Source organism: Dellaglioa sp. BT-FLS60 (assembly GCF_054941065.1).
Window position 1 is genome coordinate 36,788 of record NZ_JBSOLI010000035.1, and the last position, 16,970, is coordinate 53,757.

A 16,970-nucleotide genomic window follows, 5' to 3' on the forward strand; every position below is an offset into this window, starting at 1 on the left:
ATAAACATTCTCTCGCATCTAACAATTGACCTACACATTTTTTACCCACAAGACTATAATGTATATATAATATACTGATTAATTTTTAATTACTTCAAAGGAGGTTGTCTTTTGTTAAAAAATACTTATCCAAAATTATCTACTATCTACAAATCGATTACAATCCTTTGTTTTAGCTTACTCTTTTTTACGCTGTCCGTACATAACGCTCAAGCTGATCAATCTTATACACCTCCTAAAGGTTACCCAATGGGTGCCGCTACAAATGTCACTGGGTTTGCTGGTGGCAAAATTACATTTAACTCAAATCAAATTAATGATTTACAGGGACAATTCTTTGCCAAAACATTTGCTTCATCAGGTGGCAATGGAGGTGGCACTGATAAGTACCTCCAAAATTACGTTCATGATGACTCAGCTGGCTTAACCGATGCTGATTATGATCAAGTCAATCCTTCAATGATTTCAGAAAATCTTGAAGGTCTTGATATGATTGCATGGTATGCCAATCAAAATAGTTTTATTTTTTCAAAAACAAAAAATTTAACCTATTACTTAGAAAAGTCACCCTCTGATAATGATATTGCTAGAGCGGTTTCCACCAACCAGGGCATAAAACCAACAGATTCTGGTTACGATGGTTATATTAAACAATTTAATGCAAAAAAAGATACTGCTGATACCCTTGCTGATTTCCCTGATATGGCAAACAATAATATTAAATCATTCGATGATGCTGCTCAAAACATCACAGATGTCAGTGATTATTACGCGGGATTCACCTCAACTAATTACGCAGATTCAAAGGCAAATGGCAGCACTACGAAACACAACGATGCCATTAAAAGTGTCGATTTAAATACAGATAAAGCTATTAATGCTAGCAATACTGATGCTGCTCATGTCATCCAACTAACAATTGATATGGATACTACTTCCACAGACCAAGGTGTTGTTTTAGCTGATATTGATGGTAATATCCCCTATTTTAAAGATGCTACTGCCATCTTCGTTAATTTAGTAAATTTCGATGTTAAGACCATGAAAATGCCTTTTCTCATTTTAAATTACAAACATTATTCCAATAACTCTGCCGGAATCAGTTTTAATTTCAATGAAGGTAGTTGGATGACTTTTAACGCATATCCACCCGCGTCTGACGGTACTTCTCTAAATTATAAGTTAGACGGTAATAATAAGGGCACCTTGTTCACTGGGCAAAACAGTAACGGTTCAGACACAAAAGCGACAAGCCTTTTAACAGATGATCCAACTGCGATTGATACGACTGGTAAAAATCCTAAAAAGGTCAAATCCGTCTATAATACCTCTTCACATATTGTCAATAACTTCAATACTGAAAATGGTCAAATTTTCGTCGGAAGTTGGAAGAGTCCTTTGTATGGTTCTGTATTAGCTCCTAGTGCCGACATTAACATTGATGCAACTGCTAACGGTCAAAAACAAAGTGTCCTATATGGAAGTATTATTACTGGGCAAAATATCATTGGTAATTTAACTGTTCCTAGTGACCTTGCTTACCAAAGTATTTTTAATGCGTCTGATGATTTCGGCGATGATTCTGTCCAAGATTTTTTAAAGAATCCGGACTCAAGTAACTCGACACATCCCACTATTAAATCAATTTCACTACCTGGATATACGTCTACGGATACTAGTTCTGGTACGACCCATTATATTCCACAGGTAACGCCTTATGATTTTTATTACTCGTTAAATAATATTACAGCCGAAATACCAAAAGATACTGTTCAAACAACTAAGGATTCATTCAATACCACAATTAACGTGGATACAAAATCGACTGCAGATAAAACGAATAACTATTTTTTATGGTATAGCTTCAATGATGGTCCTTGGGAAAAATATTCAAAAGGTGATACCACTGAACTCACAAGTTCTAAATTAGAGATTACTGCAAAAGAAACCAATGCACTTGAAAAATACTATAATGACAAGCACGCTAAGTATAAATATGATGAAACACCTTATACTGATGGAACAACCTATTCGAAAGCAATTGGTGATAATGAATTAATCGGTTACCACCTTTTCCATAAAAATAAGATTTCTTATTTGGTGACATCAACAACTGATTCAGACACTTACTCTGACTATGGTGGTAAAACAGTTAATGAACTATTAAGTAGTACAACTGGTGATCCTATTTCTGCTTCAAAACTTGCAAAATTAAATTCTGACTACACACCTATTTCATATAATTTACATGTCACGGGCGATCTCTTAGCATCTTATCCGAAATCATTTGATTTTGGCACAGTTAAGTTAGGCGAAATTCATTCTACACTAACTAAAACAGGTGTGCTAACTGTTGATAATCCGCTTGGTCTCAACTGGGATTTAACTGTTAACGCTGATGATTCCAATAATCCAAGTAATCCATTTTTCATACCAGAACAACTTGGTTGGTCCGAAAAATTACAAACTAGCACAATTGGTGACGACCCCCTTACTTATGGGAATCCATCAGCTCTAACAACAATTAAATCTAAAGACCCCGTTTTAGATTTAAATTCATCTATTTTCAGTTCTGATACGACATCAATTATTAATAAAAATTACTATTCATCACAATTATTATTAGAACTACAAACCAAAAAAATCGCAAAATCTGGTGATTTTAAGAGTACTGTAACTTGGTCAATTTCATCACCTGATGAAATTAAAACAGAAAAAGAATAATAAAAAGAAGGTCCGTTAAAAGGAATGTCAACATTCCTTTTAACGGACCTTCTTTTTTAAATGCTATGTTACTTTTCTAACGTTTCATCTTCATCTTTTTTTCTTCTTTTAAAAATAATGAAAAGCAAGAATAAGACCAATAAAATCAAGAACACAATAATCCCAATAATTAACCATAATAACCAGTTCACTTGAGTTTTTGTTTCTTTCTTAATGCGTTTGATATCTGCCTTAGTAATCGTAAATGGATTAGTTGTCTGCCATGATTTACCATTTCCGGTAGCCACATAATGCACATTATAGTCACCCGCTTTTAAGTCAGATTTAGTTAAATCCAAAGCGTAACTAAAATTAGCATATGGCGCAAAATCAACTTTTTTAATATTTTTACGATATAAAACTTTAGAGCTACCTTTTGCCGTAATCGTTGCTTTAATTGTGGTTGGACCAATCACAATCGGCACATCATTTTGAAAATTTGTTTGTAGCGATACATGCTTAAAAGCATTTAGCGTTACTTTAGAAAATCCAATTGTTAGTTTAGGGCCGGGGTTCTCAGCCGTTTTAGATTCTCTAATAACTGCTTGAATAACATAGGCAAAGCGATTTGTAATCGTTAAGCCCTTCTTTTCACTTTTTTCTTTAATTACTTTTTCTTGTACATTAAACCCACCTAGCACAATCCCAGAAAAAGCAGTCGCAGGTGTTTTAACTGTGAATGTCGCCGTGGTCGTTTTTTTAGGCCCGACTACAACTTCTTGTTTTTTTGACACAAGATCTGAAAATTGATACTTAGCCATTGCTGGTTTCTTTACAGTCGGTTTATCATACACAATAAGTCCATTTGTATTTGTGTATGAATTATTTGGACTGATAATAATTGTTTTCGTATCATTTTCCAAATTTTTAATATTTAACGATAACGTTTGTGTTGAATTAGGCGTTACCTTAATATCAAATTGCGATGCTGCACGATATTGATTCGTTGGGGTCACTTTAGTTACTGTAAATCCAGCACCTTCAGACTTAGCATACACATTCGTCGAGACGGTAACAATCGTAAACGTTAGGATAGCTAAGACACTCAAAAACAGTTTTCTTAATTTCATTATCTCATTTCTCCTTAAAAAAAAAGACTGCCTAAGGCGGTCTTTTTTACTGAATTATATTAAATTTAGTTAAGTGATTCTGTAGTTGTTCCAGAAGTAGCTGTCCATGTTAAAGGAGCTGTATCTGCCTTAACAGTTTTCGTTGCACCAAGATTTAATGTTGCACCATTATCAACATATGTTAATGTTGTATCCCCAGCACCTTTGTCAGCTGTTGCTACAGATACAGCAGCACCTTCTGGCACTACATCAGCAGAAGTTGCTTTGACATCATCTTTGACAATTGAATCAGCTTCTACTTTACCTGCGGCAATATTCAAGTTATTAATAGTAATATCAGGATCAGAAAATTTACCTAATTTTACGTTAACATTCCAACCATCAGTACCTAAGTAATCTGATACTTTAAAACTTTGCGTATCCGTATCCTCGCCAATAGCTGTAAGATTAGCGTTACCTTTAATTAAACTTTCAGTTAATGCTGATGAAAATTTAAATGATGGTGCACCCGTTTGACTAAATGTACCTGGTGTGATGTCTAAAGTAGCAGTACCCGCGTTAGATGCAGGTTTTTCGTCATCAGCTGACACACTTGAGCTAACAACTGCTGTTGAGCCAAGTACCAATGCTGCGATTAAAAATAAGTTCTTTTTCAAAATCCTCCCAGTTTGTTTATTTTTTTGAGCCAATGTTCAGAAAGGGGACGTTGACCTTTACCTAATAATACCATATAATCTGTATAAGAATCAATAGGGACCTGGGCGGAGGAGACAAGACATGATTAATTCTAAACATATCAACACTTATAGCGTTTACATGTTTACTACAAGTATTTTTTTGGGATTACTTTTATTTTTTTCGATTACCACAAGTGTGCAAGCAAGTTCAAAATCAAGTGGTGCCTATGCCCCACCTGATCAATATCCATTAGGCGCCGCAACCGGTGTGACTGCATTTGCTGGTGGGTCTATCACATTTGATACTAATGCTATACACTCTTTACAAGGCCAATATTTTGCAAAAGACTTTAAATCATCAATTAATAATAATACTTCCTATTCCATTCAAGACTATTCTGCTGATAATCTAAGCGATTCTGACACGGATACCTATGATAAAATGAATCCTTCAATGGTTTCAGATACCGTATCTGGTAACGGTCTTCTTCAAATGTATGCCAACGTGAAGAGTTTTCGTTACTCGGCGACTAAAAATTTAACATTTTTCATCGAACATCCACCTACTGACAAGGAACTTTCAAACGCATTTGCTAGTAGTACAACAAGCACAGTTGCTCGTTTCCATGAAGTTGAAGATAATGCCGATACGCTTGCTGACTTTCCTGGCATGAATAAAAATAAGGTAACTTCATTTAAAGATGCTGCGCCAAATCTCCGAAAAGTTAGCGATTATTATGCTGACTTCACATCAACAACCGTTTCAAAAACTGGTGAGGTAAGTGGTAAAAATGCACTATACAATGATGCAATCAACTCAATTGATCTAAATACAGACCATGTTGTCAAAAATCCAAGTGATTGGAACGATGGTAATGTTATTCAACTCAATATTGATATGGATAAAAAATCAACTAAACAAGGTGTCATCGTAGTAGATATTAATGGTGATATTGATCATTTCCAATCGGCTACTGACATTTCGATTAATTTACTTAATTTTACTTCTGGTACAACCAAAATGCCATACATCATTCTAAACTATAAAAATTTCACTTCATTTGATTTCACAAATGCAGCTTGGATGCACATTACTGGCTACGCACCTTTAAAAGATGATGCAACTTACACAACTGATAAGTCTGATACTGCTTTTACTGGCCAAAACACCTCTGGCATAGCTACAAAAGGCGTTAATCTTGCAGCTACCGACACAACTGTAAATTCTGGTTCAGGTGCTATTAAAACACTTTATTATACCTCTTCTCACTTGCTGCATAATTTTAATACAGAAAATACAAAATTATCATTCGGAGTTACGACAGGCAATGGTTTTACTGGATCAATATTAGCCCCTAATGCCGATATAGATCTTAATGCTTACTCAAGTAATACCAGTAGCCCTCTTGTTGGTAGCATCATTTCAGGACAAAATATTGTTGGTAATATGTCTATTAATGATGAAGTTGCTAATGATGCCGGCTTTAACTCCGGTGATTTTGATGTTGCTGGTACTGATGATGATCCCGCTGGATTCTTAAAAGATGGCGATACGAATACAACTAAACCAACCATCCAATCTGCAACAGTCTCTGGAAATAATTCCTTTATTCCAGGACCGACTAAAACATTGAATTGGTCAGTAAATCGGACCTCAGCTACTGTTAAACAGGATAATGCAAGCCTCGGTGCTGACGCTTCAACGCTCCAAACACTAGAAAAAGATTATAAGACTGTTTTAAATATTAATCCAAATGATCAAACTTACTATTTATGGTATCGTTTAAATAATGGTAAATGGCAAAAATATGCAAAAAATTATACAGATGCTAGTTCATTAACTGACGCAAATGAAACATTTTCAAGCAAGACTAATACAATCGATTTTGATTCAGGAAATGCGATTACTGCACTAGAAGATCAATATCAAGATACCGCTCATAAATATGATAGAACGGCTTATTCTGATAAAAAAACCTATTCCATGAATTCTAATGACAGTGATCAGATTGATGAAGATTATGAATTAATTGGCTATCATCTCTATCATAAAAATAAAATTTCGTATTTAATCACAGCAACTGATGACGATACAATTAATAAAGTATTAGACTCATCAGATCAAAGTATTTCAGATGCCAATTTAACTGAAAAAGATCCCGATTACACACCAATCTCATATCAACTAAATGTAACAGGTAATCTTTTAGTTACCTACCCTAAAGACTTTGATTTTGGCACCTATAAATTAGGTGAGAGCAAGCTTACAGGCAAAAAATCATTACCTGCATCAGGTACTTTAACCATTGATAATCCATTTAAAGTTAACTGGGATTTAACCGTTAATACGAACGACTCAGCGGCTAATGACCCCCTTAATCCACTCTTTAAAGAGGATCGATTATCATGGTATAAACAAGTCCAAACCAGTAAAGATGGTGATGCTCTGACTTTTGAAGAGAAGCCAGCAACATCAAATAAGATTGATTTTAGTTCTTCAAAACCAATCTTTGAGCTACCCTCATCTGGTCTTGATAGTTCTTCGAGTTCTGTCATTAATAAATCTTATTATAACGCAAAATTAACTTTAGATTTTGCAACATCAGATTTTGATAAACCCGGAACTTATCATTATAATTCTCTTTGGGAAATCGCACCAACTACCGATAGTGGCATCATAGATGCTACAAAACGTTCAAAATAATTATTTAAACTTAAAAGAGTGTTCTAAAATGAGACTTTCAGCTCATTTTAGAACACTCTTTTTTAACTGCTACTAATTAAATATTTTCCAACGCATCATCAATCGCTGTATCACCATCATGCATTGTGATCACTTTTCCAATTGTATCGTCATGCGACACAACTGAAACCAATACATCAGCAACATTATCAAGTGAGTTTTCCTCTGCTTGACCATCATTGAGTGTGACCTTTCCAGTCCCTGTTTTTTCTATTAAAGCACCTGGTTGAAGAATGGTATAATCCAAACGTGTATTCTTCATTAACCAGTTATCAGCATAAAATTTAGCTATCATATAATTTCTAAGTGAAGATTGATCAATTTTTTCTCTATCTAAAGAGTAAATACTACTCAACATCACAAAACGTTTTACGTGAGCTAATTCAGCTGCTTCCATTGTTTTAACTGCGCCATCTAAATCAATCTTCATTAAATCTTTGCCTCCAGAACCAGCAACGAATAAGACAACATCTACGGCCTGCATATTTTTAACCATCTTAGCCACACCTTCTAATAAATCGATGTAAACATAAGTTATATTTTCTTGGTCTAAATTATCTGTATGCCTTGATCCAGCCAATACTTGATAGCCCTTATCAGCTAATTTACTTATCACTTTTTTACCAATTCGACCATTCGATCCAACAACCAATACTCTTTTTAATTCTGTCATCATTAGTCACTCCTTTATTCACTCTTAAGTAAAGTTTACCTCTTTCTTGAATGAAATGGTACGACTTACACTTACAGATTAACCACAAAAAAACAGCCGTCTTTTTCAATACGACTGTTCATTTAATAACTATTTAATTTAATTTGAATTCTGTGACCGCTTTATACGTATCACCAGCACGCAATACAATATCACCAAAGTCAGGGAATCTCTCTGAACCAGGAGCCACCTGTGTTTCAAACGTAATTGCGGCATGGTTTGCAATCTTTTTACCATGCATAATTGGTGTGTCTTCACCAAAATTAGCTGTAAAAATAACCAAACTTGTTTGATCAGTTGAAACTGAGACAGACACTTCTTTATCTGAACTTACTAGTTTGGCAGATTCCTTACCAACTGCAGGATTGTTCAAGAAAAATGGATGATCAATCCCATCGACCTGTTTCTTTTGCGCAAAATCACTTGTGAAAACGTCATGTAACAACTTAGGTTGACGGAAATCATAAGCTGTTTCAGCAACAGCCATTTTTTCACCAGTTGGAATTGAATCTGGTTCTAATGGCGCAAAGTAATCGCTGTCCACCTGTAATAAGTTATTATCAATTGTCTCTGTCACATCTCCTGAGACGTTAAAGTAAACATGGTTCGTCGGGTTATATAACGTATCCTTATCTGTCTTAGCCGTCGTTTCTAGATGCCAGATGTTGTCGTTACCAAATGTATATGTGACATCAATTGCCATATTTCCGGGGAATCCATGTTCACCTTCTGGGCTTTCTAAATGAAAAATAACAGATGATTCATTTTGACCTTCGACTATTTTGTAGGCCCATTTTTTTGTATCAAATCCTGGTGTACCACCGTGTAAAGTATTAGTTCCTTCATTGATTTGAACTTGGTAACTTTGATCACCAATGTTGAACTTTCCATCTTTAATCCGTCCAGCCACGCGACCAATTGATGCACCAATGAAGCTATCTTTTTCTAAATACTCGCTTGCTGAATCAAATCCCAGCACAATTTCACGTTTACCAGTACTTGTTGGCACTTTTAAACTAACAATTCTTGCACCTAAATCTGTCAGTGATAATTCAAACCCGTTATCATTCGTCATTGTAATTAATTGATAGTCATTACCAAAATCTTTCGTTGTCGTTTTCATTGTATCTCCTCCGCTTACTGTTTTTATCTATTCCTATTAATATTAGTCTATTTTAACCAGATGTTCAAGAAAGCGTTTACTTTTATTTCAAAAAATTAATGCCTCTTCCTAACTGAGACATTAACTTTGATGACTTATTTAGATTTAACGTACGTTTCACCATCTGCTGCTGGTGCATAAAACTTACCAATAAAGAGGGCTAGGACAACGATTGTGATTAAATAGGGTGCCATTTGGAACCATACATCATCAATTTTAGAAATAACTGGAATATAAGCCCCAATAATTGCCAAACTTTGAGAAATACCAAAGAAAATCGCTGCAGCAACCACTTTTAATGGATGCCATTTACCGAATATCATTGCGGCCAATGCCATGAACCCTTGTCCCGCAATTGTCGAAACACTAAAATTCAGTGTAATTGATTGTGACATAATACCACCACCAATACCGCCTAAAAATCCTGAAATCAAGACTCCTGAATAGCGCATTAAGTAAACATTAATCCCCAATGTATCAGCCGCTTGTGGATTTTCACCAACTGATCTGAGTCTGAGGCCAAATCGAGTCTTGGTTAGTACCCACCAGCTGATAACCCCAATTAAAATACCAATATAGGCTAACAATGATGTCCGCGTAAAAAAGATTTTCCCAATGAAAGGAATTTTTGATAATCCAGGAAACGTGAACGTTGATAAACTTTGTTCAAGCACAGGCGTCTGCCCTTTACCATCATAAAAAATCTTTGTTAAAAACACACATAGTGCAGGCGCAAGCATATTTAGCACTGTGCCACTAACAATGTGGTCCGCACGGAAATTAATCGTTGCTAAAGCATGCAAAATTGAAAAAATAAGGCCGAAAACACCTGCAACCAGTAATCCTATCCAAGGCGTCGCGGCACCTAAGGTTGAGCCATAAGTTAAATTAAAAACTGCGCCAGAAAAGGCACCAACAATCATAATTCCTTCTAAACCAACGTTAACGATTCCACCTCGTTCAGAGAAAGTGCCACCAAGCGCCGTAAAAATTAACGGTGCCGAATAAATTAAGGCCGTTGAAACCATTGTCATTAATATCGTTATAACTGACATTAGTTTTCCCCTTTCTGATTCGAATCATTCTTTTTCTTAGCCGCTTTTTCTAGTCCTAACTTAATAATGTAATTAATCCCGACAAAGAAGATAATTGTCGCAATAACAATATCAACAATTTCGGGTGGCGTTGTTGATATAACTGAGATACTCAACCCACCAATTTTTAAAATTGAAAATAACAAGCCAGCAAAGATAATTCCAATTGGATTTCCACTAGCTAATAGTGAAACGGCCATGCCATTGAACCCAATATCAGGTAACGTCGTCATAATATAGATGTTTTCATAATTTCCAAGCCCTTCAACCGCACCACCAAGTCCAGCAAGGATTCCAGAAACAACCATGGCACTAATAATCACTTTTTTAACGTTCATTCCAGCATAATTAGCTGCTTTTTCATTCAATCCAACCGCACGATATTCGTAACCAACTTTAGTCCGTTGAATTAAGAAATAAACAACAATTACCATTATTAAAGAAATAATAATCCCGTAATTAAAGGTTGAATTTTGTGTTAAATGTTCCAAAAATGGTGTTCGTAATCGTGCACCAACTGGAATTGTCTTTGAAAAATCACTTTGATCCTGTGCCAAGAAGTTCTTAACTAAAAAACTACTTAGATATAATGCAATATAATTCAGCATGATCGTTGTAATCACTTCACTTGTACCGAGATACGCTTTTAAAACACCTGCAATCCCAGACCAAATTCCACCCGCAATAGCACCCGCTAATATCGAACCAAATAATAATAACCAATGTGGCAGACTACTGAAGTTGAGCGCAAAACTAACTGATGCTAACCAACCCATCAACGCTTGTCCAGCACCCCCAATATTGAAAAATCCAGCGGTACTTGCAATCGAAAAGCCAAGTGCTGTTAAGATTAACGGCGTTAGCTCACGCAATGTTTCACCGATTGAATTTGCATCGCCTAGAGCCCCGGTAAACATACTTGTGTAATTTAGAATTGGATCATAGCCAAAAATAATCATAATAATTGCGCCAACGACCAATCCAGCAAGGACAGAGGTCAACGGAACTAATATTTTAAATAATTTTGATGAATTTTGCATATTGTATCCCTCTATCCTTTAATGAGTTGGCATGGCTTGTCCGGCCATCATGAACCCTAATTCTTGTTTTGTAACACCTTCCGTTTTAACGGTGCCCATAATCTTACCTTGATGAATCACTGCAATACGATCAGATAATTTTAATAATTCATCTAGCTCAAAACTAACCAATAAAATAGCTTTGCCATTTTCTCGCTGCTTTAAAATCTGCTTATGGACATATTCAATAGCCCCTACATCCAAGCCACGCGTTGGATTAGCAGCGATTAACAAATCGGGATTACGACTTATTTCCCGGGCAATAATAACTTTCTGCTGATTTCCACCCGATAATGAGCCTACTGGTTCTGCAATAGATTCTGCTCGAATATCAAATTCAGACATCAACTTTTGTCCATCTTGCTTAATTTTATGTTTGTTTAATAAGCCTTTAGACTGATTTCCTGGTAGGTAATAATCTTGAAGAATTAGGTTATCCGAAACTGACATTGGTAAAATAAGCCCGACATTTTGACGATCTTCAGGAATATTACTAATCCCTGCTTGTGTTGTCTTTCGTGGCTTAAATTTCGTAATATCAGTACCATTTAACTTAATTGTTCCCTTCGAAACCTTGCGCAAGCCAGTGATGGCTTCCATTAGTTCAGATTGTCCATTGCCATCAATCCCAGCAATTCCTAATATTTCACCTGTCGCAATCTTTAAGCTGACATCATTAACTGAGGCAACTGCTTTATCAGCTTTGACGGTTAAATGATCAAGTTCAAGCACTAATTTTGTTTGATTTGTTGGTACTTTTTCAGCCGTAAAGTTCACTTGGCGCCCAACCATCATTTCTGCCATCATATCCGTTGACGTTTCAGCAACAGTTACTGTTCCAATAACTTTCCCTGCACGAACAACGACACAAGTATCCGCGACTGCTTTAATTTCACTTAATTTATGTGTAATTAAGAAAATAGCTTTTCCTTCTGAAGCGAGGCGTTTAATAATGATTAAAAGACTGTCAATTTCTTGCGGTGTCAATGCCGCAGTTGGTTCATCAAATATAAGAATTTTTGCATCCCTATATAATGTCTTCATAATTTCGACACGTTGTTGCATCCCAACTGAAATATCAGCCACTTTTTTATCTAAATCTAATTGTAAGTGGTATTTCTCAGCTAGCTCCGTAATTGTTTTTCTGATACTAGCATAATCAATCATGCCATGTTTCGTTTTTTCATCACCTAAAATAATGTTTTCAAGGACGGTAAAGTCATCGATTAACATAAAATGTTGATGAACCATACCAATACCGTGTTGTGTTGCCTGTCGTGGGCTGGCTAAAGTTACTACCTTATTATTAATTAAAATTTCACCTGAAGATGGTTTTTTAAGTCCTGATAATAGGCTCATTAAAGTTGATTTACCAGCACCATTTTCACCTAAAAGAGCAACAATCTCGCCTTTTTTTACGGATAATGAAATATCATCATTTGCAACAAAGCGTCCAAAACGTTTGGTAATATGTTTCATTTCTACCACTGTCTCTGTCAAACTAATCTCACCCCATCTTTCTGATTACAAAACGAAATCTGCAGAGCACCTTGACGGCAACTCCCCAGATTTCTGTTAAATGATACCTATTTTAATTATTAAGTTAATCTACTTTTGTTTTAGCACTAACTGAAATATCCCCGTTGATAATTTTTGCTTTGTAAGCATTAACTTTTTTCACAGTACTTGCTGGCATATTATCGTTAACTAAAGTTACACCTTTATCTTTAAGGTCATATTCAATTGTTTTTCCACCAGGGAAGTTACCTTTAAGTGCTTTATCAGATAAATCTTGAACGGCAGTCCCAACTTCTTTAACAGATGAAGCTAAAGTTACATTACCACCACTGTATTTACCATCTGATTTTTGATCACGGTCAACACCGATAACCCAAACTTTTTTACCATCTTTAGCTAAACTCTTAGCTGAAGTGAAGACACCATTACCAGTTCCACCGGCAGCTTGATAGATGACATCTTCTTTGTTATTGTACATTGCATCAGCTAATGATTTACCTAAATCAGCTTTTGAGAATGAACCTGCATATTTAACATCAATAGTGATGTTTTTGTTAACTGCTTTAACACCTTGTTCGAATCCAGCTTGGAAGCCTTCAATAATATCACTCTTAACACCACCAACGAATCCAACTTTATTTGTTTTAGTTGTTTCAGCAGCTGCAACACCGGCCAAGAATGATGATTGTTCAGCTTTAAACATAACTGATGCGACATTTTTTTGATTTGGAATAACAGAATCAACAATTGCAAAGTTGACATCTGAGTTTTGTTTAGCAGAATCAGAAATATTCTTTTGAACTTGGTAACCTATACCAAAGATTGTTTTATATTTAGCTTTGATTAATTTATTAATGTTAGGTGTAAAATCTGAAGCTGATGTTGATTGTGCGTAATCGTAACCGCCAACACCTTTAGCAAATTTATTTTCTTTCCCCCATGATTTCAAACCTTCCCATGCTGATTGATTAAATGATTTATCGTCAATACCACCACCATCAGTCACCAATGCGACAGAATGCTTAGTTGTTTTACCAGCTGCAGATTTTGCTTGTGAACCACAGCCTGCTAATGTTAAAACTAACCCTAATGATAAAAGTGAACCAAAAATAACTTTACGAGTTTTCATTTAAATACCCCTTTAAACTTTTTTTGTTGATTTCATCTTATCACTTTTTTGACGAATGTAAACATAATTATATTATTTATTGTTCGTCTTTTTAATAATTAAATTTAATTTTTTAGATATAAACACAAATAAATAACTAATAACCGACTTAACTGGTTGTTGATTAATTAACTATTAACGGCTTTTGACTGTCTATATCAAACTAGCACGCTATCCATCTCTTCATAGTGTCCAATACATGGAAATCTACCCTGATTAGTGCTAGAATGACACTTATATTGGATAGGGAGTAGGGACTGCAAATGGCGAGCCATAAAGATAAATATGCAGCAACCAAGAACAAAAAAACAAAATTACTGATTATTGGTAGTTTATTTATTGTGCTAATTGGAATCTGTCTTTATTTTGTTGGCTACTACGCTTACCAAGTCTATCAAGTAAACCATGAAGTTAAGCAAGAAACGAAATTAACGAAACAAGTCGTGAAAAAAACTAAGAAATCTACCACAACCAATTTAGAAACATCCGATGAAGGATCAATGGACATCAATTGGGAAAAGTTAAAACGAGTTAATCCAAATATTAAAGCTTGGATCTATATCCCACAGACGCGAATTAATTATGTCGTCTTACAAGGTGCTGATAATACCTTCTACTTACACCATGACGAAACAGATAAAGCATCAACGTCAGGTCAACTATTTTTTGATTACCGTCAAAAACCTAACTTCTCAGAAAAAAATTCATTCATCTACGGACATGATATGTTTGATGGCTCACGGTTCACGGACTTGGTTAAGTATGCTGACAAAAATTACTTTAATGCCCACCGTAAAGTCTATGTATACACAAGAACTAAACGCTACGATGGCACTGTCTTCGCAACACAATCGAACAGCGGAACATCGAAGGCACACACTATGATTTTTTCAAATGGCGCCGAAATGACTGACTACATTGACTACATGAAATCAAGAAGTGATGTACAGGCCACTGATGTCCCAACTTCTTCAATCACAAAGTTACTAACCCTGTGGACGTGTACTGGTGTCGCAACAGTTGACGATGCTGGGCAACCCGTTTCAGCGGATAAATCACGAACTTTTGTGAGCGTTTCATTAAAAGAACATCGCTAAAATGGCCGTTACCGTTAATTCGTAATCATTATTTTAATACTTAAAAGGGAGCTCTCAATTAAATGAGGGCTCCCTTTGTTATTTATTTTAGTTTTAGATGATTATTTTTGTTTTGAGACTTTTTTAATGATGAATGTGCCTAATGCTGTTGCTGAAATAGCAGTAGTCATTGCGATTACAAGGTTACGGATTACATCGGTTTCCCCTGTTTGAACATCACCAGTTTTTGTGTTTTCTGGTTTTGTTACAGCATCAGCAACGGCTTTTGTACCAGCAGCTGTGGTTGCTTTGTCAACTTGTGACGTAGCAGCCGCTTTTGCTGTGGGAGTTACATCTTTAGCTTTATTAATTGTGCTTGTCGCTTTTGCTTTTGCAGTATTAATAGCAGCTTGCGTGCCAGATGTCGTTACTTTGTTAGTACTTGTTGACGTGTTTGCGTTGTTTGCTGAACCGCCATTCGAACTACCATTTGACCCAGTGTTTCCTGTCCCATGACTTGAACTACTTGAGTTCGTATTACTTGATGAATTTGAGTTATTTGAACTGCTTGACGAATTTGAATTTGATTCAGAACCTGAACCCGCTGCATCCTTCACGTAAACGGGCCATCCGCCGTAAGACCATGATTTTCCGTCTTTTGACATTGTCATTATAACGATGGCCCCTGGATCTTCAAGATGATAACCCTTGATAGTAGGTGAGGCAAGATAAATTGTTTCACCCGGCGTGCCTTTTACTCCCTTAGTAAAGACGGTAGTATCTTTATCGCCCAGTGTTACAGGGATGTTAGCATCCAAATATACAACTTTCTTAGTATCTTTACTTGCATTTACGGCAGTAGCTGTTTGGTTATCGTTAGCATTCGTCGTATTAGCGGATACGATTGATGTAGCACCGCCTAGTAATGATACGGCTACCATTGACGTAAACAATGCCCGTTTACCAGTTGCCTTTAATGCTGTTGCTTGTTGCTTGTTGCTTGTTGCTTGTTGCTTGTTGCTTGTTGCTTGTTCATAATTGTAAATCTCCCTTTTCTTCATTTGTTAATTTCCCTGCTTCTTTTTTCCCAATTAACAAATTTATTATCCCATATTTTATTACGATATACTATCTATTTTCAATAAATATAAGTAATCGAATTACATCCTATAATCATTTACTACAACTTAAAAGACGAATTATAAACATAACCAATATTTAATCATTCGACTTTTAGCTATTTTAAATGAATTTTAAAAAAACAATAAAATATAGAGATTAATATCCGAATTATTCGTTGATTTATTATTTTACAATTAGTATACTTAAATTAATGAATGCGTATCTTTGCCATTCTTTTGATACATTCGCCAATAACAATTTCAATAAACCAGAAATTAAAGGAGTTTAACTATGACAAAAAAACGTGTTTATCTTGCAGGACCATTCTTCAGTCCAGAACAAAAAGAACGATTAGATTTAGTAGCTGAACTTCTCAGTAAAAATCCAACAATTGATGCCGAATCTATTCATTTACCAGGAAATGTCCAATATCCTGACGCAGAATTTGGCACATTTGAATGGCAAACCGCTACTTTCCAAAATGATATTCGCCAAATTGACCAAGCAGATATTGTTGTTGCCGTTCTTGATTACCAATTGGAAGAAAATAATGATGAAGCCGATTCTGGTACCGTCTGGGAATGCGGCTACGCTCATGCTCACCATAAACCCATCATTTTAGTTCGCCAGAATAAAGGCATTCCTTTAAACTTGATGCTTGCTGGAAGTTACACAGCCATGTTTGACGGTTTAGACGATATTCAAAATTTAACAACATACGACTTTAAAATTTTACAAAATAAATATGTTAATTTATCAATTTTTTAGTCTAATTGACAAAAAAAC

At 35.5% G+C, this 16,970-nt stretch carries 13 protein-coding genes; 4 read left to right on the forward strand and 9 right to left on the reverse strand.

Annotated features, from left to right (window positions below; all coding sequences use genetic code 11):
• Positions 1 to 111: 111 nt before the first annotated feature.
• Positions 112 to 2,724, forward strand: a complete 2,613-nt coding sequence (locus ACVQ8P_RS06650; protein ID WP_462298434.1) for a hypothetical protein — start codon at positions 112 to 114, stop codon at positions 2,722 to 2,724.
• 68 nt (positions 2,725 to 2,792) lie between these two features.
• Here the strand turns inward: ACVQ8P_RS06650 and ACVQ8P_RS06655 are convergent, their stop codons facing one another.
• Together ACVQ8P_RS06655 and ACVQ8P_RS06660 are read right to left on the reverse strand one after the other, a co-directional pair.
• The gene (locus ACVQ8P_RS06655; RefSeq protein ID WP_462298435.1) at positions 2,793 to 3,833 is read right to left on the reverse strand and encodes a DUF916 and DUF3324 domain-containing protein; all 1,041 of its coding nucleotides are present in this window, start codon (positions 3,831 to 3,833) and stop codon (positions 2,793 to 2,795) included.
• A gap of 65 nt (positions 3,834 to 3,898) precedes the next feature.
• The gene (locus ACVQ8P_RS06660; RefSeq protein ID WP_462298436.1) at positions 3,899 to 4,489 is read right to left on the reverse strand and encodes a hypothetical protein; all 591 of its coding nucleotides are present in this window, start codon (positions 4,487 to 4,489) and stop codon (positions 3,899 to 3,901) included.
• 121 nt (positions 4,490 to 4,610) lie between these two features.
• Here ACVQ8P_RS06660 and ACVQ8P_RS06665 point away from each other — a divergent pair, with 121 nt between their 5' ends.
• A complete protein-coding gene (locus ACVQ8P_RS06665) occupies positions 4,611 to 7,214 on the forward strand; it encodes a hypothetical protein (RefSeq protein WP_462298437.1) in 2,604 nt (867 codons plus the stop codon).
• Between the two features lie 76 nt (positions 7,215 to 7,290).
• Here ACVQ8P_RS06665 and ACVQ8P_RS06670 read toward each other — a convergent pair whose 3' ends face one another.
• The 6 genes from ACVQ8P_RS06670 to ACVQ8P_RS06695 form a co-directional block, all read right to left on the reverse strand.
• Positions 7,291 to 7,926 carry an SDR family oxidoreductase gene (locus ACVQ8P_RS06670; protein WP_462298438.1) on the reverse strand — a complete coding sequence of 212 codons (636 nt, stop codon included), beginning with the start codon at positions 7,924 to 7,926 and terminating at the stop codon, positions 7,291 to 7,293.
• Between the two features lie 133 nt (positions 7,927 to 8,059).
• Entirely contained in the window at positions 8,060 to 9,088 is a 1,029-nt protein-coding gene (locus ACVQ8P_RS06675; RefSeq protein WP_462298439.1) for a galactose-1-epimerase, read from the reverse strand.
• 134 nt (positions 9,089 to 9,222) lie between these two features.
• A complete protein-coding gene (locus ACVQ8P_RS06680; protein ID WP_462298440.1) occupies positions 9,223 to 10,182 on the reverse strand; it encodes an ABC transporter permease in 960 nt (319 codons plus the stop codon).
• Positions 10,182 to 11,261: an ABC transporter permease gene (locus ACVQ8P_RS06685; protein ID WP_462298441.1), complete on the reverse strand. Its 1,080-nt coding sequence runs from the start codon at positions 11,259 to 11,261 to the stop codon at positions 10,182 to 10,184. Before ACVQ8P_RS06685 ends, ACVQ8P_RS06680 begins: the two co-directional genes overlap by 1 nt.
• Before the next feature lie 18 nt (positions 11,262 to 11,279).
• The gene (locus ACVQ8P_RS06690) at positions 11,280 to 12,800 is read right to left on the reverse strand and encodes an ABC transporter ATP-binding protein (protein ID WP_462298442.1); all 1,521 of its coding nucleotides are present in this window, start codon (positions 12,798 to 12,800) and stop codon (positions 11,280 to 11,282) included.
• Positions 12,801 to 12,903: 103 nt separating this feature from the next.
• Entirely contained in the window at positions 12,904 to 13,947 is a 1,044-nt protein-coding gene (locus tag ACVQ8P_RS06695) for a BMP family lipoprotein (protein ID WP_462298443.1), read from the reverse strand.
• 302 nt (positions 13,948 to 14,249) lie between these two features.
• Here ACVQ8P_RS06695 and srtB point away from each other — a divergent pair, with 302 nt between their 5' ends.
• Positions 14,250 to 15,083 carry a class B sortase gene (gene srtB / locus ACVQ8P_RS06700; RefSeq protein ID WP_462298444.1) on the forward strand — a complete coding sequence of 278 codons (834 nt, stop codon included), beginning with the start codon at positions 14,250 to 14,252 and terminating at the stop codon, positions 15,081 to 15,083.
• Positions 15,084 to 15,184: 101 nt separating this feature from the next.
• On the opposite strand, the gene ACVQ8P_RS06705 is transcribed toward srtB, so the two are convergent.
• Positions 15,185 to 16,123, reverse strand: a complete 939-nt coding sequence (locus ACVQ8P_RS06705; protein WP_462298445.1) for a hypothetical protein — start codon at positions 16,121 to 16,123, stop codon at positions 15,185 to 15,187.
• A gap of 352 nt (positions 16,124 to 16,475) precedes the next feature.
• Between ACVQ8P_RS06705 and ACVQ8P_RS06710 the strand changes: the two genes are divergently transcribed.
• On the forward strand, positions 16,476 to 16,952 hold the full coding sequence (locus tag ACVQ8P_RS06710; protein ID WP_462298446.1) for a nucleoside 2-deoxyribosyltransferase: 477 nt from the start codon (positions 16,476 to 16,478) through the stop codon (positions 16,950 to 16,952).
• The last annotated feature ends 18 nt before the right edge of the window (positions 16,953 to 16,970 follow it).

Coding starts and splice junctions, on each gene's coding strand:
- ACVQ8P_RS06705 (WP_462298445.1), bottom strand. CDS start 16,123: ATGAAGAAAAGGGAGATTTACAATTATGAACAAGCAACAAGCAACAAG.
- srtB (WP_462298444.1), top strand. CDS start 14,250: ATGGCGAGCCATAAAGATAAATATGCAGCAACCAAGAACAAAAAAACA.
- ACVQ8P_RS06680 (WP_462298440.1), bottom strand. CDS start 10,182: ATGTCAGTTATAACGATATTAATGACAATGGTTTCAACGGCCTTAATT.
- ACVQ8P_RS06665 (WP_462298437.1), top strand. CDS start 4,611: ATGATTAATTCTAAACATATCAACACTTATAGCGTTTACATGTTTACT.
- ACVQ8P_RS06655 (WP_462298435.1), bottom strand. CDS start 3,833: ATGAAATTAAGAAAACTGTTTTTGAGTGTCTTAGCTATCCTAACGTTT.
- ACVQ8P_RS06695 (WP_462298443.1), bottom strand. CDS start 13,947: ATGAAAACTCGTAAAGTTATTTTTGGTTCACTTTTATCATTAGGGTTA.
- ACVQ8P_RS06675 (WP_462298439.1), bottom strand. CDS start 9,088: ATGAAAACGACAACGAAAGATTTTGGTAATGACTATCAATTAATTACA.
- ACVQ8P_RS06670 (WP_462298438.1), bottom strand. CDS start 7,926: ATGACAGAATTAAAAAGAGTATTGGTTGTTGGATCGAATGGTCGAATT.
- ACVQ8P_RS06710 (WP_462298446.1), top strand. CDS start 16,476: ATGACAAAAAAACGTGTTTATCTTGCAGGACCATTCTTCAGTCCAGAA.
- ACVQ8P_RS06685 (WP_462298441.1), bottom strand. CDS start 11,261: ATGCAAAATTCATCAAAATTATTTAAAATATTAGTTCCGTTGACCTCT.